The organism is Rhodoferax sp. PAMC 29310 (assembly GCF_017948265.1).
GTDB lineage: Bacteria > Pseudomonadota > Gammaproteobacteria > Burkholderiales > Burkholderiaceae_C > Rhodoferax.
The window spans coordinates 2,336,885-2,363,500 of record NZ_CP072852.1 but is presented as its reverse complement, the minus strand read 5'-3'; the positions used below and the strand labels follow the sequence as shown (position 1 = coordinate 2,363,500).

Genomic DNA, 26,616 nt, shown 5'->3' with positions numbered 1-26,616 from the left:
GTTCCGCCATCAGGTTCGGGGTTTGTCCAACTGGTACAGCAGCTGCGCTTTCACCTCGGCCCACTCGCCACTGCGCAAGCTGTACATGACGGTGTCGCGAATGGTGCCGTCGCGTCGCATGGCATGGCCGCGAATCACGCCGTCCTTGCGAGCGCCCAGTCGTTCTATCGCGGCTTGGGAGGCGAAGTTGAAGTTGTCAGTGCGCCAGCCCACCACGTTGCAGTTCAGCGTCTCAAACGCGTGCGTCATCATGAGCAACTTGTCGGTGGTGTTGACATGGGTGCGCTGGCAGCGCTTGGCATACCAAGTCCAGCCAATTTCCAGTCGTTTCACGGCGGGCACGATGTCGTGAAAGCTGGTGCAACCCAGCACAGTGCCCGTGGAATCGTCCGTCACCGCAAAAGCAAAACGGTTTCCGGCTTCTCGCATGGCCAGTGCGTCCTGGATGTACTGGGCGGTTTGGTCCGGCTCAGGCACCCAGGTGATACGCAGTTTCCACAACTCGCCATCAGCCGCTGCCGAATGCAGGCCCTCTTCGTGCTCGGACGCGAGCGGCACCAGCGTGATACCGCGCGCGGAGAGCGTGACGGGTTGCACAAAAGACATGGCGGGCTCCTGTCGCGGTTCAGCGGTTGTGGCGTTGCATGAACACCAGTTTTTCGAACAGGGTCACGTCCTGCTCGTTTTTCAGGAGGGCGCCCACCAGCGGCGGCACTGCCACCTTGTCGTCTTTGCTCTGCAGGGCTTCGAGCGGCATGTCTTCGGCCACCAGCAGCTTGAGCCAGTCCAGCAATTCACTGGTGGACGGCTTCTTTTTCAGGCCGGGCAAGTTGCGCACATCGAAGAACGTCTTCATGGCCGCGCTCAGCAACTCTTTCTTCAGCCCGGGAAAGTGCACACCGACGATGCTGCGCATTGTGTCGGCATCCGGGAACTTGATGTAGTGAAAGAAGCAGCGGCGCAGAAAAGCGTCAGGCAGCTCTTTTTCGTTGTTGGAGGTAATAAAAACCAAGGGGCGGTGTTTGGCCTTGATCAGCTGGCGGGTCTCGTAACAGTAAAACTCCATGCGGTCGATCTCGCGCAGCAGGTCGTTCGGGAATTCAATGTCGGCCTTGTCGATTTCATCAATCAACAGCGCCACTGGCTCATCGGCCGTGAAGGCCTGCCACAACACGCCCTTGATGATGTAGTTGTTGATGTCCTTCACCCGCTCGCCGCCGGTGACATCGGAGAGCTGCGAGTCACGCAGGCGGCTCACCGCGTCATATTCGTAAAGGCCTTGCTGGGCCTTGGTGGTGGACTTGATGTGCCATTGCAGCAGGGGCAAACCCAGCGCGGAGGCGACTTCTTCAGCCAGCATGGTTTTGCCAGTACCGGGTTCGCCTTTGACCAGCAAAGGGCGCTTCAGGGTGATGGCCGCGTTCACGGACAGCATCAAGTCCTGGGTGGCAACGTAGTTTTCAGTTCCTGTGAATTTCATGGTTCGGGCTCGCTAAGGGGAAACAGCAGGTGAGTCAGAGTCGGGCGTCGATATAATCGAAATCTGATACATCTCAAACAATGGCTGATTGTCTGTTCAAAATGAAAAAACTCCTGTCCTCACTGTCTCTTCTGCTTGTCGCCTATGGGACGGTATTTTCTGCCAATGCCCAAGAGGTCAAGGGTGACATCCAAGCTGGCGAGAAAAAAATCGCTATGTGCATTGGTTGTCATGGCATCAAAGGGTATCAGGCCAGTTTTCCTGAGATCCACAAGGTGCCCATGATTTCTGGACAAGGCGCCAAGTACATTGTGTCAGCACTCACGGCTTACAAAAAAGGCGACCGCAAGCACCCTACCATGCGCGGTATCGCGGAGAGCCTGAGCGATCAGGACATGGCCGACATGGGTGCCTACTATGAGGCTCACGGGAAAGTTGAAGGTGCAACCCTGCCTGAGAAAGCCCCTGAAGGCAACGCTCGTGTGGCGGCCTTGCTGCAAAAAGGCGCTTGCGTGTCCTGCCACGGCGACAACTTCAGCAAGCCCATTGACCCCAGCTACCCCAAAATTGCGGGTCAGCACTCCGACTACCTGTTTGTGGCGCTCAAATCCTATAAAGCCGAGGGCCACGCTTTGTGGGGTCGCTCGAATGGTGTGATGGGTGGCATTGCCAAGCAGTACTCCAACTCGGAGTTGAAAGACTTGGCCGGCTATATCAGCGCCCAACCCGGCGAATTGAAAACCGTGCCGCAAAGCAAGTTCCGCTGAACCTCGCGCAAGTCAAGAAAAAGCCGCTCATTGAGCGGCTTTTTTACGCCCTGTCCTTGTGCGACATGCGTGAGGTGCTATCGAATCTGAAGCAGGTTGAGTGGGCCCGTAGGGCGTGACAGAGTAATCAGTCCCGGGTGGCGTGTTGCTGCACGCAGTCGATGTAGGCATTGCCGTCGGGGGGGCGGCCGGCGCGCTGGCTTTCCCAGATCATTTTTCCGAGGCAGTCCATGGCGTCGTGGTGCGCCAGGTGTAGGGAATTGCGCCGGTGACTCAGCAGCTCCACTGCCTGGCGAATGCCACGGGGCTGATCAATGCTGCATTGCTCGCTGATGGACAAGTGCATCGACAGGTGCAAAAACGGGTTGCTTTTGCCTTCCTCCGCCACCTTCATGCTGGTCAAGGCGGCGTCCACATCCGCCAGTTCGGCGTGGTACTCGGGGTGCTCGTCAATCCAGAGGCTGGCCAGCGTTTCAATGGCTTCCATGGGTTGTCCGGCTTGCGCTTTGGCGTAAACAGAGCAAAAAAACTGGCGAACGTCGGCTTGGGTGGGTGAAAACATAGTGGGTTGTATTGTCGTGTGCTGTCCGCCATGTTGCAGCGGCCGGGCCGCAATCCCGTCAAAATGCGTTTCTTTGTCCAGGAGTTCGCCAACATGTCTCACGCGTTTATTTGCGATGCCATCCGCACCCCTTTTGGTCGCTACGGCGGCGCTTTGAGCAGTGTGCGCGCTGACAACTTGGGGGCACTGCCGATTCAGGCGCTGATGGAGCGCAATCCGGGGGTGGACTGGGCGTCGGTGAGCGATGTGCTCTTTGGCTGCGCCAACCAGGCTGGGGAGGACAACCGCAATGTGGCCCGCATGAGCAGCTTGCTGGCGGGGTTGCCGATTGAGGTGCCGGGCGCCACGCTGAACCGCTTGTGCGGCTCGGGGTTGGACGCCGTGGGCACGGCAGCGCGGGCCATCATGGCCGGCGAAGCCGGCTTGGTGATTGCCGGCGGCGTGGAGAGCATGAGCCGTGCGCCCTTTGTCATGCCCAAGATGGAGGCCGCCTTTGGCCGCCAAAACGCCGTGTACGACACCACCATTGGTTGGCGGTTCATCAACCCGCTGATGAAAGCGCAATACGGCGTGGACAGCATGCCGGAAACCGCCGAAAACGTGGCGACTGAGTTCAACATTGAACGTGAGGCACAAGATCGCATGGCGCTGGCCAGTCAACTCAACGCGGTAGCGGCCCAGAAAGCCGGCCATCTGGCACGCGAGATCATTCCCGTGACGATTGTGCAGAAAAAAGGCGAGCCTTTGCTGGTGACAGACGACGAACACCCCCGTGAGACCTCGTTTCATTCGCTGGCCAAGCTGAAAGGCATTGTTCGCCCCGACGGCACCGTGACGGCGGGCAATGCCAGCGGCGTGAACGACGGCGCTTGCGCGCTGTTGCTGGCGAACGAGGCGACGGCCAAGAAAAACTGGCTCACGCCCCGTGCCCGAGTGGTGGGTATGGCCGTGGCGGGTGTGGCTCCGCGCCTGATGGGCATTGGCCCGGCCCCAGCCACGCAAAAAGTGCTGGCGCTGACGGGGCTCAAGCTGGAGCAGATGGATGTGATTGAGCTGAATGAAGCCTTTGCCGCACAGGGGTTGGCCGTGTTGCGCATGTTGGGCTTGGCGGACGACGACGCCCGTGTCAATGCGTGGGGCGGTGCAATTGCGCTGGGGCACCCATTGGGGGCCTCGGGGGCCCGTCTGGCGACCACGGCAGTGAACCGCTTGCACGCCACCGGGGGGCGCTTCGCCTTGTGCACCATGTGTATTGGCGTCGGGCAGGGCATTGCGCTGGTGCTGGAGCGGGTGTAGGGCTAACCCGCGTCGATCACGCTCAAGGCTCCCAGGTCGGCAGCGTCCAGTTGCGCCACAAAGCCAGGCCTCGCAAGCCCGCGGTGATCAGCACGCAGGCCAGCAGCGCGACCCAACCGGGGGCCTGGGTTTGCCAGAGGCCCACGTATATCCAGCCGCCTGCAAACGCACACACGGTGTAGGGCCGGTGGTCGCTGAAGGCACTGGGAATGTCATTGCACACCACGTCGCGAAGCACGCCGCCAAACACCCCGGTGATCAGTCCCATGAGCACGGCCACGACGGCTGGCATCTGGCTAAGTAACGCTTGGTGGACGCCGGTGGCCGTGAACAGGCCCAGGCCCAAGGCGTCGGGCCACTGCATGGTTTTCTCGGTCAGCTCAAAGTGCCGGTGCTGCAAAAACACCATGGTCAAAACACAGAGCGCAAGCACCACCCACAGCAGGTTCACTTGTTTCACCCAGAAGAAGGGGCGCTGGTCCAGCAGCAAATCGCGCAGCGTACCACCCCCAAACGCCGCCACAAAACCCACCGCACAGACACCTACCGCATCCATTTTTTTGCGGGCCGCCGCCAGCACGCCCGACAACGCAAAGGCAATGGTGGCCGACAGCTCCACCAGCAGTTTGACGGTGTCGCCCCAGAATTGAATGTTGTTCATGGTTAGATTTTGCCTCTGACCTTGGGGTGATACTTGGGCCCTTTGTTTGCAGCGGTGCTTGCCCGCGCCGAACGACCCCGTAATCCCGCTGAGTTGAGCCCCTGAACCGATGATGACGCCTTTGATTTGCCAATTGACCCCCGCGCACGCCAGCGCTTACCGCGACTTGCGGCTCCGCTGCCTTGCCGACCACCCGCAGGCCTTCACCTCCGAAGCCGACGAGGCCAGGGCCCAGCCGCTGGCTTGGTCGGTGCAGCGATTGACGCCGCACCCAAATCAGCCCCATGACTTCTTTCTGGGAGCGTTTGTGAACGGCGAGATGGTGGGAATGGTCGGCTTGCAGGGGCGCTACCGTGCCAAAGAGCGTCACAACGCCACCATCATGGGCCTGTATGTGGCGCCTGAGCACGGCAACCTGGGCCTGGGCGCGGCCCTGTTCATGGCCTTGCTGAACCAGGCCCGCCAACTGCCCGACTTGGAGCAACTCGATTTGACTGTGACACAGGGCAATGAGACGGCGCAAGTCTTGTACAAGCGCCATGGCTTCACCGTGTTCGGGATTCACCCCTGCGCTATCAAAGTGGACGGGGTTGATTACGCCAAAGTGCTGATGCACTTGGATTTGCGCCCCAGCGCTCTGAGAGGCTGAACGCCCATGACTTTTCCTCTGATCACCGACCCCTATTTCTATGCCGTGACGATTCCTGCGGTGCTGCTCCTGGGCGTCAGCAAGAGCGGCTTCGGGGCTGGTTTTGGCTCACTGGCGGTTCCGATGATGGCGCTGGCGGTCACTGTGCCGGACGCGGCTGCCATTCTGATGCCGGTGCTGCTGGTGATGGACATTCTGGGCATGGCGGCGTTTCGCAAAGACTTTGACATGAAGCTGCTGCGCTTCTTGCTGCCCTGGGGCTTGGTGGGCATTGCGATTGGCGCCTTGCTGTTCAAGGTGCTGGATTCACACACAGTGGCCGGTATGGTGGGCGTCTTCACCTTGCTGTTTTTGGCGCAGCGACTATTATTTCCGCCCACGCTGGATAGCCCGCACCCGCCCAAATGGCTGGGCGCGATATTGACGGCCACCTCGGGCTTCACCAGCTTCATTGCGCACGCAGGTGGGCCACCCATCAGCGCCTATGTGATTCCGATGCGCCTGTCGCCGGTCAAGTACACGGCGACCATGGCGTTTTTCTTTTTTGTGATTAATCTGTCGAAATGGATTCCCTACGCCTGGCTGGGCTTGCTGGACACGCGCAATATGGCGACCTCGCTGGTGCTGCTGCCGATTGCGCCCATTGGCGTCTGGATCGGTGTGGGCCTAGCCCGCCGCATCAGTCGGGTGCTGTTTTATCGCTTCCTGTACACCGGCATGGCGCTCACCGGGATCAAGCTGATTTGGGATGCTGTGAAATAGTTGCTATCTATTTAGTAGCTGTTCCCGCAGGTGCATCAAACGCTAGAGCCCTAAAACATTAATATTGTTAGTGATGATTGGCCTCAAAGATCGGCGGGTCACGCAGGCCGTTGGGAGGCCTCCCAAGCCTGGAGGTAGGCGCGGGCTTTGACGCCCACTTCTGCGGCCGTGGTCCCGGGCGAAAACAGCTGCCCGCCAATGCCAAAACCGGCTGCCCCGGCTTTGACCCAAGGCCCCATGCTCTCGGGGGTCACGCCGCCCACAGGCCAGAAGTCAGTGTCTGCGGGCACCACAGACAGCAAGGCTTTCAGCCCGCTGTGGCCGACCATGTCGGCCGGGAAGAGTTTCAGCGCGTGGGCGCCCGCCTGCAGGGCGGCAAAGGCTTCCGTGGGCGTCACTACGCCGGGGGCGCACAACATGCCCAATGACGCGGCGTGGGCAATGACGCGCACATCGCAGTTGGGGGACACCATCAGCCGGCCACCGGCGCCGTGAACCGCGTCTACGTCTGCCTTGCTCAGCATGGTGCCGCCGCCAATCAATGCGTCAGCGGGCAGGGCGCGGGTCAGGACGTCAATGCATTCAATGGCACCGGGGCGATTCAGCGGCACTTCCAGGGCGCGAAAGCCGCCTTCATAGAGCGCGCTTCCGATGGCGGCCGCCTCAGCGGGAACCAGCCCACGAAGAATCGCCACCAAAGGCATGCGGCGGGCTTGTGTCAAGAGGGGGAAGGGGGTGTTCATGCGGATTCCAGTTCAGATTGAAGGTAAGCCATGGCGGAGAGGAAGGCCGCGCGGGCGTCCAGCACCTCAACGTTCAGGCCAAGCAATGCGGCGGCGGCTTCGTAGTGGGTGGCCAGCTCGGGTGAGCCGATGAGTTTGAAGCGGCCTGTGTCGCCAGTGCCGTCGGCGCTGCGATGCACATCATGTAGTTCCGTGCCAATGAGCAGGCCACTCAAATACGCTTTGGTGTGGCTGGCGGGCATGTCGCCTGTCACCACGCGAGCGCGGGTGCCAAACAAGGCGCGGCTCAGGGAGCCGTTGGCAGCGGCTTTGACGCCTTCTGCAAATATCGCGCTGTCCCAGTCCTGCGTGTGGGCGCCAATGGCGGCGGCCAGCGTGCCATGCTGGCCGAGCAGGTTGAACAGCTCACCGGTCATGTAGGTGCGTAGCTGGCGCACTCGTCCTTCTTGCAGTTGAACCCACTTGCTGTGGGTGCCGGGCAGCACGAACCAGCCCGTGGCATGGCCCAGGGTGACGGCGCCCAGCAACTGGGTTTCTTCGCCGCGCATGACATCGGGCTGACCAAACGCATCCCGCACGCAGTAGCCGGGAACAATCAGCGGCCTGGGCCCGCCGGCAGGCGAGGCCACCTCGGTGAGGTGTTGGGCCAAATCAGTCAAGGGCACGTCGTCGCTCACATAGGGCACCTCTTTCCACCCCAGCGCGCTGCCCACCATGCCGGACATCAGCACCAGTTTGGGCGTGGCGTTCATAGCCTGCATGGCGCTTGCCAACGCTTCTGGAAACCGGCCCTTGCAGGCCAGCGCGCCGTCGGCATCGGCATGCTCATTGATGCAGTGCCCGCTCGCATCGAGTGCATAGGCCCGGCGATGGGTGGTGCCCCAGTCGAAGGCGACGGTGTGACAGGTCTCTGTGGTTCGCATGGTGCTCCGTCAAAAAAGAAGATAACGATAACTGAGGATTTAATCATCGCGGTAATCGGATGGATCCTTCAAAGCTAGGCCATGAATCCGTTTGTTCCCTTGTCTGTCTTCACCTACACCGGTCGAAACCTGTATGGACAGGCTATGGAGGAGCTGGGTCAGGCGTCGTTGCGTACTTTTATCCGGCGGGGGTGCTGCTGTCCAATGAGGCGCAGCTTCGGACATTGAGCGGGCTTCAAGGCCACGGAACATGCTCAAAAAAAGAAATTGCTGGGCGTGTATACCCACTCGGTCGAAGGTTTCAAATGCACCCTGGCGGATCGCCAAAAAGTGTGAGTCGCTACGACAGGGCGATCCGCAAATTGCACTACATGGCATGGAAGGACCCCCTGCCTTGATGAATCGAGCCGGTCCCTAACCACCTGTCGCAATTTCTGAAAATTTGCCCTTGATGTTGATCAAGGTTACTCCCCGGTATTTATTGGAACCCATTGGTGTGAAAATTAAATCCGGGCGGATTCACATCAGACGGCTTGGACAGTGCAGCAACCGGAAACCGCTCTTGCGCGACTTGAAAAGCAGTCTGCGAATCAAGCGTTGCACCTGACGACCGCTCAGTGCTTTAACGCTTCAAATCCTGCGACGAGGTCAAACAATTCTTCGTCAATGCCGCTTTGGCGCAAACGGTGAAACGAGCGGTTCAGGTCTTCCAGCAGTTCGTCAATGTTTTTTTCCGCGCGCTGCATGGCGGCCAGTCGGCTGGCGTTTTCGCTAGCCAGGGATTCAGCACAAGCCCTGAAAAGCGAGACAAATAGGTATTCCCGCACGAAGGCCAGCAAGGTCGCCGCCCCACCATTCATGACCTCAGGCAAAATCTTGGTAGGCCAGGCCATCGCAGTCAACTCACGCCGCCAGACCTCGTCGAGCGGCAGCAAGCGCTGGCAGGCGGGGCTATAAATTTCCCCGGCGTGAGGACTGTTGTGAAAAACGTAGAGCTGCGCAACCTCACCTTTTTCACGCAGCGCTTCGAACTCGATGAGGATCAGCCCGACCAACTGTGTAATCGCGCCAATGGAGCCCGGCAGAAGGAAGCTTTTTCCCAGTTCCAAATCCGTTTCCGTCAACCTTGATCGGATGCGCCCGCCAACGGTCCAGACCGTTTTTTGAGCCGGCAAACCGGCCAGGGTTTTGACCACGAAATCGGACATCACGTCGTTGAACTGGCCAACCAGTCCCTGGTCGGAACCTAACACCACGGCGATGATAGGACCCGTTTCTTTGTTCTGTATTTGAGCCGGCGCAAGAGGAGACTCGATCTCGCGCAAGCACGCGACCAGCCCGAGTTGTACCGTCCGGTAGTAGTCGTTCAGGGCGCGCACTGCGCTCTCGTATTGACCGAGGCTGGATGCGGCCACGGCCTTCATCGTGTGAACCACGGATTGAAGGTCGCCGGCCGTGCCAATCTTGCGGCTCAGACTGGCGGTGGTATCGCTCATGACGATTCCGTGCTGGCCGACTTCGGTTGGGTGCTGTCGTGTGTTTCTGCCTTTCGCTCCACCTTGGTTTGAAAGCCGGCAAGCGCTGTACGGGCGATCTCGACAATCGTCGCCCGATCCGCATCGCTCAACTTGGTGGCGGTGTCGAAACGTGCTTGAAGGTCGTCGGGCAGCGTGGCGGACGCTTCACGCACCGCCCGTTCGGCCTCTGGCATCCGGTCAAGCGGCACGCTGTCGAAGAGCTTTTCGGTTAATGCCATCAGCACCGCAATTTGTGCAGCGACAGACACCGGTGAAGATTGCGGCTGCTTGAGGCAGGCCCGAATGCGTCGCCCGTGCTCGATGATCTTGGTGGTGCTTTCATCCAACTTGGCCCCAAAGCGGGCAAACGTTTCCAGTTCCTCGAACTGTGCATAGGCGAGCTTGAGGTCGCCAGCGACCGCGCGGTAGGTGGCGCGTTGCGCCTTGCCGCCAACGCGCGAGACGGACTTACCGACATCGACGGCAGGCAGAACGCCCAATTCGAACAGCGAGGGCGAGAGGTAGATCTGTCCGTCGGTAATGGAGATCAGGTTGGTGGGAATGTAGGCAGAAATGTTCTGTGCCTCAGTCTCGATGATGGGCAGGGCCGTGAGTGAGCCGCCGCCACGCTCCTCACGCAGGCGGGTGGCGCGCTCCAGTAAACGCGAGTGGATGTAGAAAATGTCGCCAGGGAAGGCTTCACGACCGGGTGGCCGACGCAGTAGAAGTGACAACTCGCGGTAAGAGCGGGCGTGCTGCGTGAGGTCGTCATACACGATGAGAACGTCGCGCCCCATTTCCATGAAGTGCTCGGCAATGCTGGTCGCAGCGTAGGGCGCAATGTATTCCAGGCCCGGAGGATCATTCCCCTCGGTGACCACCACGACGGTATAGGCCATCGCGCCGTGGTCCTTCAATACCGCGACTGCCTTCGCCACCGCGGAAGAGCGCTGGCCAATCGCGCAGTAGACGCACACCACATCTTTGTCACGCTGGTTGAGAATGGTATCAATCGCAATGGCCGTTTTGCCGGTCTGCCGGTCGCCCAGCAGTAGCTCGCGTTGGCCGCGTCCGATCGGAATCAAGGCATCGACCACCTTCAGTCCGGTCTGCAGAGGTACCGTCACAGGTGCGCGGTCCATGATGGGCGCTGCCGGACGTTCGATTGGCAACCGTTTGCTGGCCACCACCGGCCCCTGGTTGTCGAGCGGGCGACCCAGCGGATCAATCACCCGGCCCAGCAAACCTTCCCCAACGATGATGTCCATCACCCGGCCGGTGCGCTCGACCTGGTCACCGGCCTGCAGGCGAGAATAGTCGCCAAGCAGAACCACCCCGATCTCGCTCTCATCCACATTGAAGGCGATGCCGAACACATTGCCGGGAAATTTCACCAACTCGTCATAGCCCACCCCAGGCAGTCCCGACACCATGGCGATGGCGGTTGACACGCTGGTGATCGTGCCCACTTCCCGTGGCGCTAGGTTCGGCTCGAAGGCCTCCCGCGCGTCGCGCATACCCGCGAACGCACTGTCAACAATCTTCTCCAGGCCCTCAGCAGGTTCCATGTTCATGGGTTTGCGGTCTCGGACTTGGGTTCTTCAGGCTTCGTTAATCCAGACGCTTTCTTTGCCAGGGGTTCCGCCCCTTTATTCGCTTTCAGAAGCTCGTCGACATCCTTTTCAAGCGAGGCAAGAAAATCCGCGATATTCCAGGCGACCTTCCACCCGTTTGCTGACAGCTCGATGCCGCTGATCAAGTCCGGCGCGGTATCAAACTGAATCTTGATGTCAGACGCGAGCGACTCATTGAGCGTCTGCTGTATGTCGTCTCGTTGCGTTGAGGGTAGTTCCAAGGCGCTGCGCACGAGAACCGAGTTGGACGATGTCTTCAATGCTTTGGCGAGGCCCGCCTTGGCCTCGTCGTCAAGTTCTCGCAAACGCCGCGCGAACACCGCGCCGATGCGTTCTTCAAGGCTCAGCCCCGCCAGAGCGGTCAGTGCCTTTTGTGCAACGGCAAACACTTCCTCACGGCTTCGACGGGCGATGTCCTGATGCTGGGTTTGCAACTCGCGGGCCAACGCCTCTTGTTTCTTGGTGCGCAAATTGTCGGCCACTTGCCGGGCTTCGTCGAGCAAACGTTGGCGTTCGGCCTTAGCCTCGTCTTTTGCCTGTTCCAGCATGTCGTTGCGCTGTCGATCAAAATCCTCATTCTTTTGAAGAAACTCATCGCGCTCTTTTTGCGCGGCGGTTTTTTTCAAGGCCGCATCGGCAAGAGCTGAGGCGATTCGCTTCTCCCTTGCGTCGATGGCGTCGAGGATCGGCTTGTAAAGAAATCGCTTCATCAACCACACCAAGACGAGGAAGTTGAGCGCCTGCGCGCCGACGGTGAACCAGTCGAACAGCATGACTTATTTTCCGGCGGCCATGGCGATGGCGTAATTCCAGAATGGGTTGGCAAAAATCAGAATCATCGACACCACGAAGCAATAGATTGCGGTGGATTCGATCATCGCCAGTCCCACAAACAGGGTTCGGGTGATGGTGGCTGAGGCGTCGGGCTGCTGCGCCAGTGCCGTGAGTGCGGTGGCGACGGCCCGCCCTTCTGCAAATGCAGGCCCCATGGTGCCGAAGCCCGTCGTGATGCCGGCGATGACGATGGAGGCCACCGCGATGATTGTCATGCTGTCCATAGCAAATCCTTGGTACATAAGTTGTTATTCAATTTCTGGCGCCAGCTCAGCGTTGGGCTCGGGCTTGCGCACATGGGTGGCGGCGGCGATGTAAACCGCCGCCAGAATGCTGAAAATATAGGCCTGCACCATGCCCGTGAGCAAGCCCAGCACAGTCATGACGATCGGAAAGATGAAGGGGGTGATGCTCACAAGAATGCCAATGATCATGGCGCCGCTCATCATGTTGCCAAACAGGCGGACGGCCAGCGCCAGCGTGCGGGAGATCTCACTTATGAGGTTGAACGGCAGCATGATCACGGTCGGCTCCAGGTAGGTCTTGAGGTATCCACCCAGGCCTTGGTCCGCAATGCCGAACAGCGGCACGGCCACCATCACGCACAAGGCAAGTGCGGCTGTGGTTGACAGCGAACCAGTCGGCGGCTCATAGCCGGGTATGACAGTGCACAGGCTGGCCATGGCGACAAACAGAAACAGCGTGCCCAGAAATCCGATGTATTTGCGTGGATGACGCAGCCCGACATCTTTAATTTGGTTTTCGATACCGGTCACGATGATCTCAAGCAGGTTCTGCCAGCGCGATCGGCTGTGGCCAGTAGAAAGATGGCGAGTGATGAGTTTGGAGCCAACAGCCATCACCAGCATCAGGGCCCACGTGGTCGCAATGGTGGCGTTGAGCTTGAAAAAACCGTATTGCCAAAAGATGATCGCATCAGGGCTAAGGCGCATGACTGGCCTCCTGTTGTTGGTGCGTCGGGGCCTCGTCAGGCAAGCGCGTCAGCCGTGTCACGAGCTGGCGCGCCATGATAAAACCGACCAGGCAGCTGAGCAACCGCTGCCAGTCGCCGCCTGATACAAAATAAAAACCGGTCATCGTCACGCCCATCCTCAGCAGCAGACTGCCAAACATCCACAGTGCGGGCTTGGTTGAAGCAAGCCCCTTTCTAACCGTCCACCACAGGCCGCCGAAAAAAAACGCGCCGAGCGACCCACCCGCGATCCATGCCAGTACCAGGGCCAGTGTTTCATTCATCATCATTTTCCTGTTCTTCCCGCATGGCTTCGTCTTCCTTGCTCACCCAGTGCCACGCATTCAGACAGCCCAATGTCAGCCCGGCCATCAACAGTGCCAGCGTCCAGGTGCGTCCACCGGGATAGCTGCGGTCCAGCCAGAGGCCGAGCGCAGCGCCCAGCAGGGTAGGCACCACCACCGACCAGCCAACGACCCCCATCAACCCCAGGCCAAACCAGACGCCCGGCGTGGCGTTGCGCTGTGCCTTGAGCTTGCGCGCCGCTTTGGCCCCGATCTGCTCGGCCAGGCTCGGTTCCACTTTAGAGACGATCTTGGTTTCTTCAATCATGTTGAAAAGTCGCGAAGCGACGCAAAAAACCAGTTTCCAGTTTGGCCATGACAGAGCGCACGTTTTGTTCGTGCTCGTCCAGCGCCAAAAACTCTTTTTCCACCGCATGGCGCAATTGCCCGAGGTTCGCGCCGCTCATGGCCCGCCGCACAGAAATCAGCACGTTTGGCCCGGTTTTGACCAGCACGCCGGCATCGACGGCCACAAAAACCTCGCCGTCAACTTCGGTCTCATAGACCAAGATGCCGGGTGCCAGCGCCGCCACGCAATCGCGTCGGTGTGGCAGCAAGCCAAACGAGCCAGCATGGGTTTCCGAGACGATGCGCGACACGCCTGATTTTTCGGCAAACACCTTGGAGGGCAGAAGAATCTTAAGGTGCATGAGTGTCGGCCGTCTCTGCTTGCTTGGTCAGGGCTTCGTCAATCTTCCCGATCATGTAAAGCGCACTCTCCGGGACATCTTTGAATTCATCGCTCAGGATTCGCGCGCAGCCGTCAAGCGCATCTTCCAAGCTGACCAGCTTGCCCTGCATGCTGGTGAATTGCTCGGTCGTGAAAAATGGCTGGGTTAAAAACCGCTCCAGCCGACGTGCCCGGCCGACGACATTGCGATCTTCTTGCGACAACTGCTCCAGGCCAAGCATGGCAATGATGTCTTTGAGCTGGGCATATTGGGCCAGGGTACGTCGGATTTCCTGAGCCAGGGCGTAATGCCGCTCGCCAACAATGCCAGGGGTCGCCATCTTGGAACTTGATTGGAGTGGGTCAATGGCGGGGTAAAGACCTTCGCTGGCACGCTTGCGCGAAAGGACGATGGATGCCGAGAGATGCGAGAAGGTGTGCACCGCCGCCGGATCAGTGAAATCGTCCGCCGGGACATACACCGCTTGAATGGACGTGATGGCGCCGGTCTCAGTGTTGGCAATGCGCTCTTCCAGTGCCGACAACTCGGTCCCCATCGTCGGTTGGTAGCCCAACCGCGAGGGCATCTGCCCCATCAGGCCAGATACTTCCGCGCCAGCCTGGATAAACCGGAAGATGTTGTCGATCAGAAGCAGCACATCACGGTGCTCGTCGTCGCGAAAGTACTCGGCCATGGTCAGTGCCGCATGACCGACCCGAAAACGGCTGCCGGGCGGCTCATTCATCTGGCCAAAGATCATCACCATATTGGGCAGCACGCCGGCGGCTTCCATTTCCCGGTGAAGCTCTTCGCCTTCGCGGCAACGTTCGCCAATGCCGCAAAAAATGCTGACACCCTCCTGGTGCCCAACCATGTTGTGAATCATTTCGGTCAGCAACACCGTTTTTCCAACCCCGGCGCCGCCGAACAGGCCGGCCTTGCCGCCGCGCTCCAGCGGTAGCAGCACATCGATGACCTTGATGCCGGTCTCGAAGATTTCAGATTGGGTTGAGCGCCTGGCCAGCGCTGGCGGTGCTCGGTGCACGGAACGCCATTGCACATCTGACGGCGCCGGTTGCCGGTCGATCGCATTGCCAAACACGTCGAACATGCGGGAAAGAATGCCCTTGCCCACTGGCGCCTTCAGCGGCCCACCGGTGTCCGTCACCGTCATGCCGCGTGCGAGGCCTTGGGTTGGCGTCAGTGCAATTGCACGCACATGATGCGCATCGCGCTGCGCAAACACCTCTATGACCACGCGTCCTTCATCCGCCTTGAGAATCGAGTGAATGGGGGGCAGCAGCTTCTCAAACCGCACATCCACAACGCTGCCGCGCACCGACACAACCTTTCCTGAATTGGTCAGATTTGGTGTGGCGTTCATATTTTTTTCATTCCCCTGAGCATCAGTTGGGGCGTCCGATGGTCGCCGAATGATGTTCACGGCCATTGTGCGCTCGTCATGGGCCAAGGCGCCCATCGGTGGATCGAACTATTGATTTAGGTCAATTGCTTGACAGGCACTGCAGCCCTATTCAGGTTTGACGCTGCCTGCGCGCAGGGCACGCTCCTGCGCCATTTGCGCTTCCAGTGTTTGGCGCCCTTGCTTGGCGACGGCGATCAACTTGGCGCGGTCCTGGTGGAAGGGGTACATCTGCTCAATCAAAGCCAGGTTGTGCTCGCGAAACCGGGCTGTGATCTCTTGTGCCGAGGTTTCACTGTGGCCCATCAACTCCAGCACACAGCGACCGCTGCGCAGACTGGACTCAAACACCTCGCGCTCAACGCGTGTGACCTGCAGGTCGCGGAGTTGGTTCCAGTGCGTCATGTCCCGCGCGCGGGCGACAATTTGAAGCTGGGGGAAGTGCTCGCGCGCGATAGCCACAATTTTGAGCGACTGGGCCACATCATCTACTGCCACGACCAGAATGCGGGCAGTGCCCGCGCCAGCCGTGCGCAGCAGGTCCACGCGAGTGGCGTCCCCGTAAAAAACCCGGTAACCGAAACTGTGCGCGGCCTCGATCATGTCGGCGTCATGGTCGAGCAAGGTGCAGGGCACCCCTTGTGCCAGCATCATGCGCGCCACGATTTGACCGTAGCGACCAAACCCGGCAATCAAGATGGGAGCATCCTGGGGCTCGGAAATCTCGGGCAATTTGGTTTTTCTCAGACGCGCATAGCGGGGCAACAAGAACCGGTCCACCGCAACCAGCAGCAAGGGACTCACCAGCATGGATACGGCCACGGCACCCAGCAGCAGGGAGGCGGTTTGCGCCGGCAGCACGTGGGCGCCCACGGCGGCCTGAAACACCACAAACGCAAATTCGCCGCCTTGCGTCAGCAAGAGGGTGAACACCGGGCGCTCCTGAAACGGCAGTTTCATGGCGCGGGCCACGGCAAAGATCATCAGCCCTTTCACAGTCAGAAAACCCAGCACGATCAGGGCCATCCACCCCGGTGACTCGCGCAATACCCCAAAGTCAATACTCATACCCACCGCAATAAAGAACAGGCCCAGTAGCAGTCCTTTGAAGGGTTCCAAGTCGGTCTCCAGCGCGCGGCGGTATTCACTTTCAGCCAGCAAGACGCCCGCCAAAAAGGCGCCCAGTGCCATGCTCAAACCGACCCACTGCATCAGGGCGGCGGTGCCAATGACCAATAGAAGTGACGCTGCGGTGAAGATTTCTGGTGTGTTTGATCGGGCAATCCAGCGAAATAGGGGGCGCATCAGCAAGCGTCCTCCCAAGATGATGCCAGCGATTACTGCTATCACTTTAATAGCTTCAACTGCATGATTGACCGGGGATACGGCCTCATTTGTCATCGAAATGACGCCCAGCAAGGGCAATAAGGCCAGGATGGGGATGGCCGCCACGTCCTGAAACAGCAGAATAGACAGCGCAGCTTGTCCGCTTTTCGTGGGCATCAAATGACGCTCGTTGAGTGTCTGCAAGGCAATCGCCGTGCTGGACAGGGCCAGGCCGAGCCCGGCCACAGTGGCAATGCGCCAATTCACGCCGCAAGCCATGGCCACCCCGCCAATCAGTACGGCGCAGCCGAGAACCTGTAGGCCACCCCAGCCAAAAATCGGTCGACGCAGGCTCCAAAGGCGTTTCGGCTCCAGCTCCAAGCCGACCAGAAACAGCATCAGCACCACGCCGAACTCCGCAAAGTGCAGGATGTCCTGCACATTGGTGACGAACCCCAGTCCCCAAGGGCCGATGGCGATGCCGGCCGCTAAGTAGCCAATGATGGTGCCCAGGCCCAGGGCTTTGCTCAATGGAACGGCAATGACGGCGGCGCTGAGGTAAATAAAGCTGTTGATCAGCCAGGTTGAGGTGTGTTCCATGTCGGGGGTGAAGGGTTGAGCGGTTGGGGGGAGCAGTCTATCTTGGTGAGCTGGGCAAGGGCGGGCTAGTCGCAGAACTGACAGGCCTCAATGGAGGACGTTGTTAGAGTGAGCCGATGAAAACATTTGAAACACTGGCCGATTTGTCGGCTCTGGTCGGGCAAGAGGTAGCGGTCAGCGACTGGATCACGATCACCCAAGAACAAGTCAATTTGTTTGCGCAGGCCACGGGAGACCACCAGTGGATTCACGTGGATCCAGAGAAGGCCCGTGCCGGTCCGTTTGGTGCGCCCATTGCCCATGGGTTCCTGACCTTGTCGATGTTGCCGCGGTTCTTTGAGACCTCCATGCACATCGTTCAAGTTCGCATGGGTGTGAACTATGGGCTGAACAAGGTGCGTTTCACGGCGCCTGTGCCTGTGGGCAGCCGCTTGCGGGCGCGCATGACACTGCTGAACAGCGAGCCCGTGGACCAAGGAGGCGTACAAATGACTTGGTCGGTGGCGGTCGAGCGTGAAGGCGCCGCCAAGCCAGTTTGCGTGGCGGAATCCTTGGCCCGCCACTATCCCTGACCTCAATCGGGCCGATCAGGTCGAGGCTGGGTTGATGTCTGGCATGGCAAAGTCGTTTTGCCGCCAGGCTTCAAATACGGTCACCGCAACGGCATTCGACAGGTTCAAGCTGCGCTGGCCCGCCAGCATGGGCAACTTCAGTCCTTGTTCCGGGGGAAAAGACTGGCGCACGATGTCGGACAGTCCTTTGGTTTCCGACCCAAAGACCAGCCAGTCACCGGGTTGAAATTTTTGCTCATGCGCTCGGCAGGTCGCCCGTGTGGTCAAAGCAAACATGCGGCCGGGGGCGGGTTGCTCGGCGTCCAGAAAGGCTTGCCAGTTGGCGTGGCGCTTGAGTTGCGCATATTCGTGGTAATCCAGCCCGGCGCGGCGCATGTGCTTGTCATCCATGGAGAAGCCAAGTGGCTCAACCAGATGCAGGGTACAGCCCGTGTTGGCGGCCAATCGTATGACGTTGCCGGTATTGGGCGGAATTTCGGGTTCGACAAGGACAATATGAAACATGGGCCGATTGTCGTCGGCCCGCGCGCGGCCGAAAAGGCCTCACGCTGTGCGCGCCACCACAATGGCAGTGATATGGGCCGCGCCTGCGGTGCGAAGGGCAAGCGCGGCCGCAAAGAGCGAGGCGCCGCTGGTCATCACGTCGTCCACCAGCACCACTCGCGCCCCTTTGACCTCTGAAGTACGCAAGGGCTCGACGGCGAAGGCATCTTTCACGCTGCTGAGGCGCTCGGCGCGCGTCAGGCTGCTCTGGGGCGGGGTGTCCTTGATTCGCAGCAGCAGGGCTGCGTCAGCCTTCGGTTTGGATAAGGCCTGTGCAAGCACATGGGCTTGGTTAAAGCCCCTTGTACGCAGACGTTCTTTGGACAATGGCATGGGCAGTACGGTGTCAGCCGCGTCCAGCGCGGGTTCCACCCAAGGCGTGCTGCGCAGCATTAGTGCCAGTGTGCGAGCCAGGCCGGGTTGGGCCTGAAATTTGTATCGAACAATGATTTGAGACCACGGGTACCCATAAGACACTGCGGTGAGGCAGCGATCCAGCGGAGGTGGGTGCTGGAGGCAGGCGCCACAGTGTGGGACGTCGGCGGGCAAGGGCAGGGCGCAACTTTGGCACCGGTGCAGGGGCTGGACAAACCGACTCATGCACGCTTCGCAGATGGTCTGGTTCGGCCAGGCGCGGCAAACAAGGCACTGACTGGGAAGCGCATCTAAAACCCGTTTGAACAACGCGAATCGCATCCGGTCAATATACTCGTCCAAAGCACTTTCAGAACATGTCCCATCAGCGTCCCCCTTCCATTTCCCCAGAGGCCGCCCAGCGTTGGCAGTCCTTGCCCGTCACCCAATCCCCCTGGTTGCACGAAGAGGTCGCGCGCCGCATGGAGGAGCGCCTGGCGTGGATCAAACTCCAGCCAAGCGCCTGGGCTCACTGGTCGCCTCTGAAAGGCGGTCTGCAAGCACACGAGTTGCTCACCCGTCGCTACCCCGCCGCCGCCTGTCATGTGGTGGAGGCCGACGAAATACAAGCGAAATCAGCCAGAAAAATGCTGGAGAAGCCTTGGTGGGCACCCGCGAGGTGGACCGGCGCCGCGATGGAATTTTCCCCGCCTGCTGACGGTGCCGTTCAAATGTTGTGGGCCAATATGTCACTGCACATGTCGGCCGATCCCCTGTCCTTGATGGCCCAGTGGCACCGGGCGGTGGCCGTGGATGGTTTTGTGATGTTTTCCTGCCTGGGTCCGGACACGCTGCGGGAATTGCGGGCGTTGTACTTGGCCATGGGGTGGCCAGCGCCCACGCATGACTTCACCGATATGCATGACTGGGGCGATATGTTGGTCGCTGCCGGGTTTGCCGAACCGGTCATGGACATGGAGCGCATCACGCTAAGTTTTGACTCGCCTGAGCGCTTGTTGCAGGAGTTGAGAGGGTTGGGGCGAAACCTCAATGCGGACCGATTTTCGGGATTGCGCGGGCGCGCTTGGCATGCCCAATTGTTGAAGGCAATGGACTCGCCACTGCAATTGACCTTTGAGGTGATTTACGGCCACGCCTTCAAGCCAACACCCCGTCTCCCCATGCAGGCGCAGACCGAAGTCTCACTGGCCCAGATGCGAGAAACCTTGCATCAACGCAAGAGCTACCCACGCCCGGCTTGAGTACTGGGCTTGATAAGCGATTTTCCCTGTAGGTGTGGGCTACAATCTGCGGGATAAACATGGCTTGGCCGATGGTTTTTTTGTGCCTGCGTTCAGGTCAGGGGAGCCAAATACGGGTATTCAGCATGGTGCGTTGCCGGTTAAGGGTGCAAAGTGCTGTGTTGTTTGAGTCAAGTCACGATGTTCAGTGCGTATACGTTTGAGGGGTGATGAACCCTGACTCGCTAGATGCGGTTAATTTGAGGCAATGAAGAAGTGAACATGATCAAAAGCATTTTCAATAAACTGGGTGGTGCGCTTCTGGCTGCAGGTGCCATGGTCGGCTCTGCACATGCCGTCAATGACCTGCCCGGCGGTCCAGCGGTCAATCAACTGAACCTGGGACCCGCCGTGACAAGTATTGCTGCTGAGCAAGCTTGGCTGCATTGGTTTATGCTGATCCTCTGTACCGTGATTTTTGTCGCCGTTTTTGCAGTCATGTTTTATTCCATCTGGAAGCACCGCAAATCCAAGGGATACAAGGCGGCCAACTTCCATGAGTCTGTGACCGTCGAAATCATTTGGACTATCGTTCCTTTTGTGATCGTGATTTTGATGGCCTTGCCTGCCACCAAGGTCGTTGTGGCCATGAAAGACACCACCAATGCTGACTTGACCATCAAGGCGACCGGCATGCAGTGGAAGTGGGGCTATGACTACATCAAAGGCGAAGGCGAGGGCATTGCTTTCGTCTCTTCTTTGGATACGGCTCAACGTGAAATGTCCAATAACGGTGGCCCCAAGGCCGGCGAAGTGGTCAATGACTACCTGCTGAAGGTGGACAACCCTCTGGTCGTCCCGGTCAATAAGAAAGTGCGAATCATCACCACGGCCACAGATGTGATTCACGCCTGGATGGTGCCCGCCTTTGGCGTCAAGCAAGATGCGATCCCCGGTTTTGTGCGTGATACCTGGTTTCGCGCTGAAAAGACAGGCGATTTTTATGGTCAGTGCGCCGAGTTGTGTGGCAAAGAGCACGCCTACATGCCTATCCATGTCAAGGTGCTTTCGGCTGAAGACTACGCAGTGTGGGTCGACGGCGAAGTCAAGAAAATGGCTGCCAAGGCCGACGATCCAACCAAGGTCTGGACCATGGAAGACATCAGCCAGCGTGGCGCCAAAGTGTATGCCGCCAACTGTGCTGCCTGCCACCAAGCCAACGGCAAGGGCGCTGGTCCCATCAAGCCACTTGATGGTTCCGCAGTCGTGCTGAATGAAGACAAGAGCTTGCAGATTGCGGTCTTGCTGAATGGTCAGAACAACGGCACGATGCCTGCGTGGAAGCAGTTGAGTGACACTGAAATCGCCGCTGTGATCACCTACACCAAGAACAACTGGTCCAATCAAACCGGTCAATTGGTTCAGCCTGCTGACATCACTGCCGCCCGCAAATAAGCCGCTGCACCACGAAAAAGTATTGAGAAGGAAATCAGAATGAGTGCTGTTCTAGACCACCATGACCACGTTGACGGCCATGATGACCACCATGCCCCAGTGGGCTGGCGTCGCTGGGTGTTTGCTACCAATCACAAAGACATTGGTACCTTGTACCTGTTGTTCGCGTTCACCATGTTGATGATCGGCGGTGTACTGGCGCTGATGATTCGAGCGGAATTGTTTCAACCTGGTCTGCAGTTCGTGAATCCTGAGCTGTTCAATCAGCTCACCACCATGCACGGCCTGATCATGGTGTTTGGCGCCATCATGCCAGCCTTCGTGGGCTTCGCCAACTGGATGATTCCGTTGCAAATTGGTGCAGCAGACATGGCCTTTGCCCGCATGAATAACTTCAGCTTCTGGCTGATGATTCCTGCGGCCTTGATGCTGGTCAGCTCATTCTTCATGCCGGGTGGCGCGCCGGCTGCGGGCTGGACCCTCTACGCACCGTTGACCTTGCAAATGGGGCCTTCAATGGATGCTGGCATATTTGCCTTGCACATTCTGGGTGCCAGTTCCATCATGGGTTCGATCAACATCATCGTGACCATTTTGAACATGCGCGCCCCAGGCATGCCGCTGATGAAAATGCCTATGTTCTGTTGGACTTGGTTGATTACCGCTTACTTGCTGATTGCTGTGATGCCTGTTTTGGCGGGCGCGATCACCATGACACTGACAGACCGTCACTTCGGCACCAGCTTCTTTAACCCCGCTGGTGGTGGTGACCCGGTGATGTATCAGCACATCTTCTGGTTCTTCGGTCACCCCGAGGTCTACATCATGATTTTGCCGGCCTTCGGAATCGTCAGCCAGATCGTGCCAGCCTTTGCCCGCAAGAAGCTGTTTGGCTATGCCTCGATGGTGTACGCGACCTCCAGCATCGCCATCTTGTCCTTCATCGTGTGGGCGCATCACATGTTCACCACTGGCATGCCGGTGACCGGACAGCTGTTCTTCATGTACGCGACCATGCTGATTGCGGTGCCAACGGCTGTGAAGATTTTTAACTGGATTGCCACGATGTGGCAGGGTTCGATGACGTTTGAAACCCCGATGCTGTTCTCAGTGGGCTTCATCTTTGTGTTCACCATGGGTGGGTTCACAGGTCTGATTCTGGCCATGGCGCCGATTGACATTCAGTTGCAAGACACCTACTACGTGGTCGCTCACTTCCACTATGTGCTAGTGGCCGGCTCCCTGTTCGCCATGTTTGCGGGCTGCTACTACTGGTTGCCCAAGTGGACGGGTGTGATGTACAGCGAGAAACGCGGTCGTATTCACTTCTGGTGGTCGCTGATTTCATTCAACGTCACGTTCTTTCCGATGCACTTCCTGGGTCTCGCAGGCATGCCCCGTCGTTATGCCGACTACCCCATGCAATTTGCCGACTTCAATATGCTGGCGTCCATTGGTGGCTTCCTATTCGGATTTGCCCAAGTGTACTTCTTCCTGTTTGTGGTGCTGCCCTGCATGCGCGGCAAAGGTGAGAAAGCTCCACAGAAGCCTTGGGAGGGAGCTGAAGGCCTGGAGTGGGAAGTTCCTTCGCCAGCACCGTTTCACACTTTTGAGACACCGCCAAAATTGGATGTGACTGCAACCAAGGTGATCGGTTGATCTCTTACAAGGACACACTAAATGACGCCTGAACAAAAGAAAGCCAACTTGAAGCTGGCATTGATTCTCGGATCAGTGGCCATTGTGTTTTTCGTTGGATTTTTCGCCAAAATGGTTTTGTTAAGCCAGTGAGCATGAGTTTGCGGCAACAAAATATTCGGATGGTGGGCAAACTGGTAATCGTGACCGCTGGTATGTTTGCCTTTGGGTATGCATTGATACCTCTTTATCGCGCAATTTGTGAGGTGACGGGCATCAACATTCTTGCGCTGGGTGACCGGAATATTCCTGGTGCTCAGTCCAAGATGCCGCTAAACACACAGGTTGATACCAGCCGCACGATCACGGTCGAGTTTGATGCCAACGCCAGAGGACCTTGGGTATTTAAGCCGGCCAAGCGATCCTTGCAGGTTCATCCGGGCGAGATGGCGACGGTGATGTATGAATTCCAGAATGTGCAAGATCGGCGAATGGCCGCTCAGGCCATTCCGAGCTACGCACCACAACAGGCTAGTCCCTACTTCAACAAAGTGGAGTGTTTTTGCTTTAATCAGTACACGCTTGAGCCTGGTGAAAAGAAAGAGTGGCCAGTGACCTTTGTCATTGACCCAAAGATGTCTAAAGATGTGACAACGATTACTTTGTCCTATACCTTCTTTGAAGTCGGTGGCAAGGTTCCAGCGGCGCCGACGGCAGCCGTGGAGGCAACTGGGAAATCTGGGTCTGGCGCGTGAGTGACGAAGAGACTCGGTCCCCTGATCGGCCAAAGGCGTCTTTTTTTCGCAGCGTCAAGATGGTAGCGTGGTCGTTTTTGGGCATTCGAAAGAACAGTGAGTACAAGGACGATTTGGCTCAAGTCAATCCGTTTCACGTGATCATTGCCGGATTGCTTGGCGCGATATTGATGGTGGTTGGTTTGATTGTGTTGGTGAAGTGGGTTGTGGCCAGTTGAGGCGCCCCTGACACCCGGAAAAATATTAAAAAGTTTTGGAAAGACTGGAGCTGAAATGAGTTCAACAACACACGGTACAACACCGCACTACTTTATTCCCGGGCCGTCGCGTCACCCCGCGATGGGGGCGTTCGGCCTGTTTTTTGTCATCCTGGGCGCGGGTCAGTGGATCAATGGTACTGAATGGGGCAAGTGGTCGCTGGCATTCGGCATGGTGTGGTTTTTGACGGTTTTGTTCCAGTGGTTCAAGGAATCGGTCACCGAGAGTGAAGGTGGGCAATACGGGCACAAGATCGACCTGTCCTTCCGCTGGAGCATGAGCTGGTTCATCTTTTCCGAGGTGATGTTCTTTGGTGCCTTCTTCACCGCCTTGTGGTGGGCCCGTGCTCACTCGGTACCGGCGTTGGGAAGTTTGGACAACGCCTTGCTCTGGCCGGGTTTCAAGGCGGTTTGGCCGAGCGTCGCCGCTGGTTTCACCGCATCACCCGCCGGCATCGTGGAGCCCTTCACCACCATGACACCGTTCTGGTTGCCGACCATCAATACCGCTTTGTTGTTGACCTCCGGGGTAACTCTGACCATTGCGCACCATGCGCTTGTGGCAGGCAACCGCAGCAAGACCATTGCCTTTATGTGGATGACCGTGCTCCTCGGGACCGTGTTCTTGTTTGTGCAAGGTTATGAGTATTACCATGCCTACACTGAGCTGAACCTGAAGATGACCTCCGGCATTTTCGGATCGACATTCTTCCTTCTCACAGGCTTCCACGGCTTCCACGTGTTTGTTGGTATGTTGATGTTGCTTTTCATCACCTTACGTCTGCAAAAGGGACATTTCACCGCTGAGCGCCACTTCGGCTTCGAAGGTGCTGCTTGGTACTGGCACTTCGTTGACGTGGTTTGGTTGGGTCTCTACATCGTGATTTACTGGATGTAGTCGACTAACCGGCCAGCAAAAAGGCACCGCGCGCGGTGCCTTTTTGCTTGTTTAGGGCCGCACGCGAATTAAGCGCCCGTTGGAATGCCCGTAGGGTGAAGATAGCCAAGTTTCCAGCCGATCAAGATGGCCAGGAACAAGAGAATTGAAAAGCCGATACGCAACATTAACGCCCGCGCCATTTTCTTTCCCCCTTTTTGGTTGTCCGTCGTGTTCTTCATCATGAAAAAAAGCGCGGCAGCCAAGCTAGAGAAAATAAGCACAAAGCCAAACAGGACCATATATTTCATGACCGGGATTATCGCGTGACCACACCTGGATGGCGTTTTTGGCTAATCACCGCTGCGGCCATGTTGGCGACGCTCTCAACGATTTCTTTGGGGCGTTGGCAACTTAACCGTGCGGCAGAGAAGGTCGCACTGCAGGAACAACTTGACCAGCAAGGAACTCGCCCCGCGCTGGATGGTGCGGCCTTGGTGGCGCTCACTGATCTCACGGCCGATATGCACCGTCCGGTACAGATCCAGGGTCAATGGTTGCCCGATCGCACTGTCTTTCTGGACAACCGGCAAATGAACGCAAAGCCTGGCCTCTATGTCGTCACGCCATTGAAAATTGAAGGTTCTAGCGGCGTCGTGCTGGTTCAACGTGGCTGGGTCGCGCGAAACTTTGAAGACCGCACCCGCCTGCCATCTTTGACGACTCCGTCCGGTACCGTGACAGTGGAGGGTCTTATTGCCCCATCTCCCGCCAAGTTATATGCGATGGGCGGTGAGGACTCGGGCGTGATCCGGCAAAATCTGGAATTGGCCCAGTTTTCCATGGAAACCGGGTTGCCTCTGTTGGCCATGTCCGTTCAACAAGTCGGTGTTGCCAGTGAGGGCTTGTTACGTGAGTGGCCGGTCGTTGGTACCGGCGTCGAAAAACACTACGGCTATGCCTTTCAGTGGTTTGCTTTGAGCGTGTTGATCGCTCTTCTTTATGTCTGGTTTCAAATTGTTAGACGATTCTTCTCCCCGCGGCGCGCCTGACGCCGGATCCCGTTCGAAGCCTTCGGACCAGCCCTTGGGCCTGACGGTTCACGACCTGCCAACCCCAAGTCAGGCCATGCACGGCGCTGCGCTGCGCCCAGGCCCGGGTCGCTGGAAAATGATGTTGGTCCTGTTGGTGTGTGCAGCACCTGTGGTCGCGTCGTACCTCACGTTCTACGTCATCAAACCCGAAAGTCGCCAGAATTTTGGTGAACTGATTGAACCGCAAAGCCCTCTGCCCGATGTGAACGGGACAACGCCTGCCGGAGAGGTCGTTAAATTGCGCTCGCTCAAGGATCAATGGCTGCTGATCAGCGTGGCTGGTGGCGCCTGCGAGGTGGCGTGTCGAGACCGGCTTTACATGCAACGCCAATTGCGCGAGGGCTTGGGCCGTGAAAAAGATCGCCTGGATTGGGTTTGGCTGGTGTCGGACGATGCACCGATTGACCCTAGTCTGTTGTCTGGGCTGAGTACCGCGACCGTGTTGCGTGTGCCCGCCGCAGACTTGACGAATTGGTTGCAGCCCGCCAAGGGCCAACAGTTGGCAGATCATTTGTACATGGTTGACCCGTGGGGCAACTGGATGATGCGCTTTCCCGCCAACCTGGATCTTGCCAAGGCACCCAAGGCCAAGCGGGATGTGGAGCGTCTATTGCGGGCTTCAAACTCCTGGGACAAACCGGGTCGGGAAGGCAGTGAGTAAGTCA

Annotated in this window: 33 protein-coding genes; 14 read left to right on the top strand and 19 right to left on the bottom strand. The window is 58.3% G+C overall.

The window, feature by feature from the left end:
* Positions 1 to 9: 9 nt before the first annotated feature.
* Both J8G15_RS10840 and J8G15_RS10835 read right to left on the bottom strand, forming a co-directional pair.
* Entirely contained in the window at positions 10 to 606 is a 597-nt protein-coding gene (locus J8G15_RS10840; RefSeq protein ID WP_210541931.1) for a GNAT family N-acetyltransferase, read from the bottom strand.
* A gap of 19 nt (positions 607 to 625) precedes the next feature.
* Positions 626 to 1,480 carry a MoxR family ATPase gene (locus J8G15_RS10835; RefSeq protein WP_210541929.1) on the bottom strand — a complete coding sequence of 285 codons (855 nt, stop codon included), beginning with the start codon at positions 1,478 to 1,480 and terminating at the stop codon, positions 626 to 628.
* A 101-nt stretch (positions 1,481 to 1,581) separates the two neighbouring features.
* Here J8G15_RS10835 and J8G15_RS10830 point away from each other — a divergent pair, with 101 nt between their 5' ends.
* Positions 1,582 to 2,247, top strand: a complete 666-nt coding sequence (locus J8G15_RS10830; RefSeq protein WP_210541928.1) for a cytochrome c — start codon at positions 1,582 to 1,584, stop codon at positions 2,245 to 2,247.
* Positions 2,248 to 2,374: 127 nt separating this feature from the next.
* Here J8G15_RS10830 and J8G15_RS10825 read toward each other — a convergent pair whose 3' ends face one another.
* On the bottom strand, positions 2,375 to 2,809 hold the full coding sequence (locus tag J8G15_RS10825) for a DUF1841 family protein (protein ID WP_210541926.1): 435 nt from the start codon (positions 2,807 to 2,809) through the stop codon (positions 2,375 to 2,377).
* A gap of 93 nt (positions 2,810 to 2,902) precedes the next feature.
* On the opposite strand from J8G15_RS10825, the gene pcaF reads away from it, so the two are divergent.
* On the top strand, positions 2,903 to 4,105 hold the full coding sequence (pcaF, locus tag J8G15_RS10820; protein WP_210541923.1) for a 3-oxoadipyl-CoA thiolase: 1,203 nt from the start codon (positions 2,903 to 2,905) through the stop codon (positions 4,103 to 4,105).
* 22 nt (positions 4,106 to 4,127) lie between these two features.
* Here the strand turns inward: pcaF and J8G15_RS10815 are convergent, their stop codons facing one another.
* Positions 4,128 to 4,766 carry a trimeric intracellular cation channel family protein gene (locus tag J8G15_RS10815; protein ID WP_210541921.1) on the bottom strand — a complete coding sequence of 213 codons (639 nt, stop codon included), beginning with the start codon at positions 4,764 to 4,766 and terminating at the stop codon, positions 4,128 to 4,130.
* A 112-nt stretch (positions 4,767 to 4,878) separates the two neighbouring features.
* Between J8G15_RS10815 and J8G15_RS10810 the strand changes: the two genes are divergently transcribed.
* Entirely contained in the window at positions 4,879 to 5,415 is a 537-nt protein-coding gene (locus J8G15_RS10810; protein WP_210541919.1) for a GNAT family N-acetyltransferase, read from the top strand.
* 6 nt (positions 5,416 to 5,421) lie between these two features.
* A complete protein-coding gene (locus tag J8G15_RS10805) occupies positions 5,422 to 6,177 on the top strand; it encodes a sulfite exporter TauE/SafE family protein (RefSeq protein WP_210541917.1) in 756 nt (251 codons plus the stop codon).
* Positions 6,178 to 6,275: 98 nt separating this feature from the next.
* Here J8G15_RS10805 and J8G15_RS10800 read toward each other — a convergent pair whose 3' ends face one another.
* The 12 genes from J8G15_RS10800 to kefC all read right to left on the bottom strand — a co-directional run bounded on the left by J8G15_RS10800 (position 6,276) and on the right by kefC (position 17,165).
* Entirely contained in the window at positions 6,276 to 6,920 is a 645-nt protein-coding gene (locus tag J8G15_RS10800) for a 2-dehydro-3-deoxy-6-phosphogalactonate aldolase (RefSeq protein ID WP_210541916.1), read from the bottom strand.
* Positions 6,917 to 7,843 carry a 2-dehydro-3-deoxygalactonokinase gene (locus J8G15_RS10795; RefSeq protein ID WP_210541915.1) on the bottom strand — a complete coding sequence of 309 codons (927 nt, stop codon included), beginning with the start codon at positions 7,841 to 7,843 and terminating at the stop codon, positions 6,917 to 6,919. Before J8G15_RS10795 ends, J8G15_RS10800 begins: the two co-directional genes overlap by 4 nt.
* 614 nt (positions 7,844 to 8,457) lie before the next feature.
* Complete coding sequence (locus J8G15_RS10790) at positions 8,458 to 9,339, bottom strand: F0F1 ATP synthase subunit gamma (RefSeq protein ID WP_210541914.1); 882 nt, start codon at positions 9,337 to 9,339, stop codon at positions 8,458 to 8,460.
* The gene (locus J8G15_RS10785) at positions 9,336 to 10,928 is read right to left on the bottom strand and encodes an alternate F1F0 ATPase, F1 subunit alpha (RefSeq protein ID WP_210547548.1); all 1,593 of its coding nucleotides are present in this window, start codon (positions 10,926 to 10,928) and stop codon (positions 9,336 to 9,338) included. The genes J8G15_RS10790 and J8G15_RS10785 overlap by 4 nt, the downstream gene beginning before the upstream one ends.
* Positions 10,929 to 10,930: 2 nt before the next feature.
* A complete protein-coding gene (locus J8G15_RS10780) occupies positions 10,931 to 11,767 on the bottom strand; it encodes a F0F1 ATP synthase subunit B (protein WP_210541913.1) in 837 nt (278 codons plus the stop codon).
* A gap of 3 nt (positions 11,768 to 11,770) precedes the next feature.
* Complete coding sequence (locus tag J8G15_RS10775) at positions 11,771 to 12,052, bottom strand: F0F1 ATP synthase subunit C (RefSeq protein WP_210541912.1); 282 nt, start codon at positions 12,050 to 12,052, stop codon at positions 11,771 to 11,773.
* Positions 12,053 to 12,076: 24 nt separating this feature from the next.
* Entirely contained in the window at positions 12,077 to 12,781 is a 705-nt protein-coding gene (locus J8G15_RS10770) for a F0F1 ATP synthase subunit A (RefSeq protein ID WP_210541911.1), read from the bottom strand.
* Complete coding sequence (locus J8G15_RS10765) at positions 12,771 to 13,085, bottom strand: ATP synthase subunit I (protein ID WP_240538242.1); 315 nt, start codon at positions 13,083 to 13,085, stop codon at positions 12,771 to 12,773. Before J8G15_RS10765 ends, J8G15_RS10770 begins: the two co-directional genes overlap by 11 nt.
* Positions 13,078 to 13,413 carry an AtpZ/AtpI family protein gene (locus J8G15_RS10760; protein WP_210541908.1) on the bottom strand — a complete coding sequence of 112 codons (336 nt, stop codon included), beginning with the start codon at positions 13,411 to 13,413 and terminating at the stop codon, positions 13,078 to 13,080. The genes J8G15_RS10765 and J8G15_RS10760 overlap by 8 nt, the downstream gene beginning before the upstream one ends.
* Positions 13,406 to 13,795, bottom strand: coding sequence for a F0F1 ATP synthase subunit epsilon (locus J8G15_RS10755; protein WP_210541906.1), 390 nt, complete (start codon positions 13,793 to 13,795; stop codon positions 13,406 to 13,408). Before J8G15_RS10755 ends, J8G15_RS10760 begins: the two co-directional genes overlap by 8 nt.
* Positions 13,785 to 15,200, bottom strand: coding sequence for a F0F1 ATP synthase subunit beta (gene atpD, locus J8G15_RS10750; protein WP_210541904.1), 1,416 nt, complete (start codon positions 15,198 to 15,200; stop codon positions 13,785 to 13,787). The genes J8G15_RS10755 and atpD overlap by 11 nt, the downstream gene beginning before the upstream one ends.
* A 147-nt stretch (positions 15,201 to 15,347) precedes the next feature.
* Entirely contained in the window at positions 15,348 to 17,165 is a 1,818-nt protein-coding gene (gene kefC, locus J8G15_RS10745) for a glutathione-regulated potassium-efflux system protein KefC (protein WP_210541902.1), read from the bottom strand.
* 116 nt (positions 17,166 to 17,281) lie between these two features.
* Between kefC and J8G15_RS10740 the strand changes: the two genes are divergently transcribed.
* Positions 17,282 to 17,737 (top strand): MaoC family dehydratase, encoded by a 456-nt coding sequence (locus J8G15_RS10740; protein ID WP_210541900.1) that lies wholly within the window; start codon positions 17,282 to 17,284, stop codon positions 17,735 to 17,737.
* A gap of 15 nt (positions 17,738 to 17,752) precedes the next feature.
* On the opposite strand, the gene J8G15_RS10735 is transcribed toward J8G15_RS10740, so the two are convergent.
* Both J8G15_RS10735 and J8G15_RS10730 read right to left on the bottom strand, forming a co-directional pair.
* Positions 17,753 to 18,241 (bottom strand): tRNA (cytidine(34)-2'-O)-methyltransferase, encoded by a 489-nt coding sequence (locus J8G15_RS10735; RefSeq protein ID WP_210541898.1) that lies wholly within the window; start codon positions 18,239 to 18,241, stop codon positions 17,753 to 17,755.
* Positions 18,242 to 18,280: 39 nt separating this feature from the next.
* A complete protein-coding gene (locus J8G15_RS10730) occupies positions 18,281 to 18,829 on the bottom strand; it encodes a ComF family protein (RefSeq protein WP_370627412.1) in 549 nt (182 codons plus the stop codon).
* A gap of 182 nt (positions 18,830 to 19,011) precedes the next feature.
* Here J8G15_RS10730 and J8G15_RS10725 point away from each other — a divergent pair, with 182 nt between their 5' ends.
* The 7 genes from J8G15_RS10725 to J8G15_RS10695 all read left to right on the top strand — a co-directional run bounded on the left by J8G15_RS10725 (position 19,012) and on the right by J8G15_RS10695 (position 24,878).
* Entirely contained in the window at positions 19,012 to 19,896 is an 885-nt protein-coding gene (locus J8G15_RS10725) for a class I SAM-dependent methyltransferase (protein ID WP_210541895.1), read from the top strand.
* Between the two features lie 264 nt (positions 19,897 to 20,160).
* On the top strand, positions 20,161 to 21,330 hold the full coding sequence (gene coxB, locus J8G15_RS10720) for a cytochrome c oxidase subunit II (protein WP_210547547.1): 1,170 nt from the start codon (positions 20,161 to 20,163) through the stop codon (positions 21,328 to 21,330).
* Between the two features lie 39 nt (positions 21,331 to 21,369).
* The gene (gene ctaD / locus J8G15_RS10715) at positions 21,370 to 22,989 is read left to right on the top strand and encodes a cytochrome c oxidase subunit I (RefSeq protein WP_210541893.1); all 1,620 of its coding nucleotides are present in this window, start codon (positions 21,370 to 21,372) and stop codon (positions 22,987 to 22,989) included.
* 21 nt (positions 22,990 to 23,010) lie between these two features.
* Positions 23,011 to 23,121 (top strand): cytochrome oxidase small assembly protein, encoded by a 111-nt coding sequence (locus J8G15_RS10710; RefSeq protein ID WP_210541891.1) that lies wholly within the window; start codon positions 23,011 to 23,013, stop codon positions 23,119 to 23,121.
* Positions 23,122 to 23,123: 2 nt separating this feature from the next.
* A complete protein-coding gene (locus tag J8G15_RS10705; protein ID WP_210541889.1) occupies positions 23,124 to 23,723 on the top strand; it encodes a cytochrome c oxidase assembly protein in 600 nt (199 codons plus the stop codon).
* On the top strand, positions 23,720 to 23,941 hold the full coding sequence (locus tag J8G15_RS10700) for a DUF2970 domain-containing protein (RefSeq protein ID WP_240538241.1): 222 nt from the start codon (positions 23,720 to 23,722) through the stop codon (positions 23,939 to 23,941). The genes J8G15_RS10705 and J8G15_RS10700 overlap by 4 nt, the downstream gene beginning before the upstream one ends.
* A 55-nt stretch (positions 23,942 to 23,996) precedes the next feature.
* The gene (locus J8G15_RS10695; protein WP_210541887.1) at positions 23,997 to 24,878 is read left to right on the top strand and encodes a cytochrome c oxidase subunit 3; all 882 of its coding nucleotides are present in this window, start codon (positions 23,997 to 23,999) and stop codon (positions 24,876 to 24,878) included.
* Between the two features lie 68 nt (positions 24,879 to 24,946).
* Here the strand turns inward: J8G15_RS10695 and J8G15_RS10690 are convergent, their stop codons facing one another.
* Positions 24,947 to 25,168 (bottom strand): DUF2909 domain-containing protein, encoded by a 222-nt coding sequence (locus J8G15_RS10690; protein WP_210541886.1) that lies wholly within the window; start codon positions 25,166 to 25,168, stop codon positions 24,947 to 24,949.
* A gap of 60 nt (positions 25,169 to 25,228) precedes the next feature.
* On the opposite strand from J8G15_RS10690, the gene J8G15_RS10685 reads away from it, so the two are divergent.
* On the top strand, positions 25,229 to 25,909 hold the full coding sequence (locus tag J8G15_RS10685) for an SURF1 family protein (protein ID WP_210547545.1): 681 nt from the start codon (positions 25,229 to 25,231) through the stop codon (positions 25,907 to 25,909).
* Positions 25,860 to 26,612, top strand: coding sequence for a hypothetical protein (locus tag J8G15_RS10680; protein ID WP_210541885.1), 753 nt, complete (start codon positions 25,860 to 25,862; stop codon positions 26,610 to 26,612). The genes J8G15_RS10685 and J8G15_RS10680 overlap by 50 nt, the downstream gene beginning before the upstream one ends.
* The last annotated feature ends 4 nt before the right edge of the window (positions 26,613 to 26,616 follow it).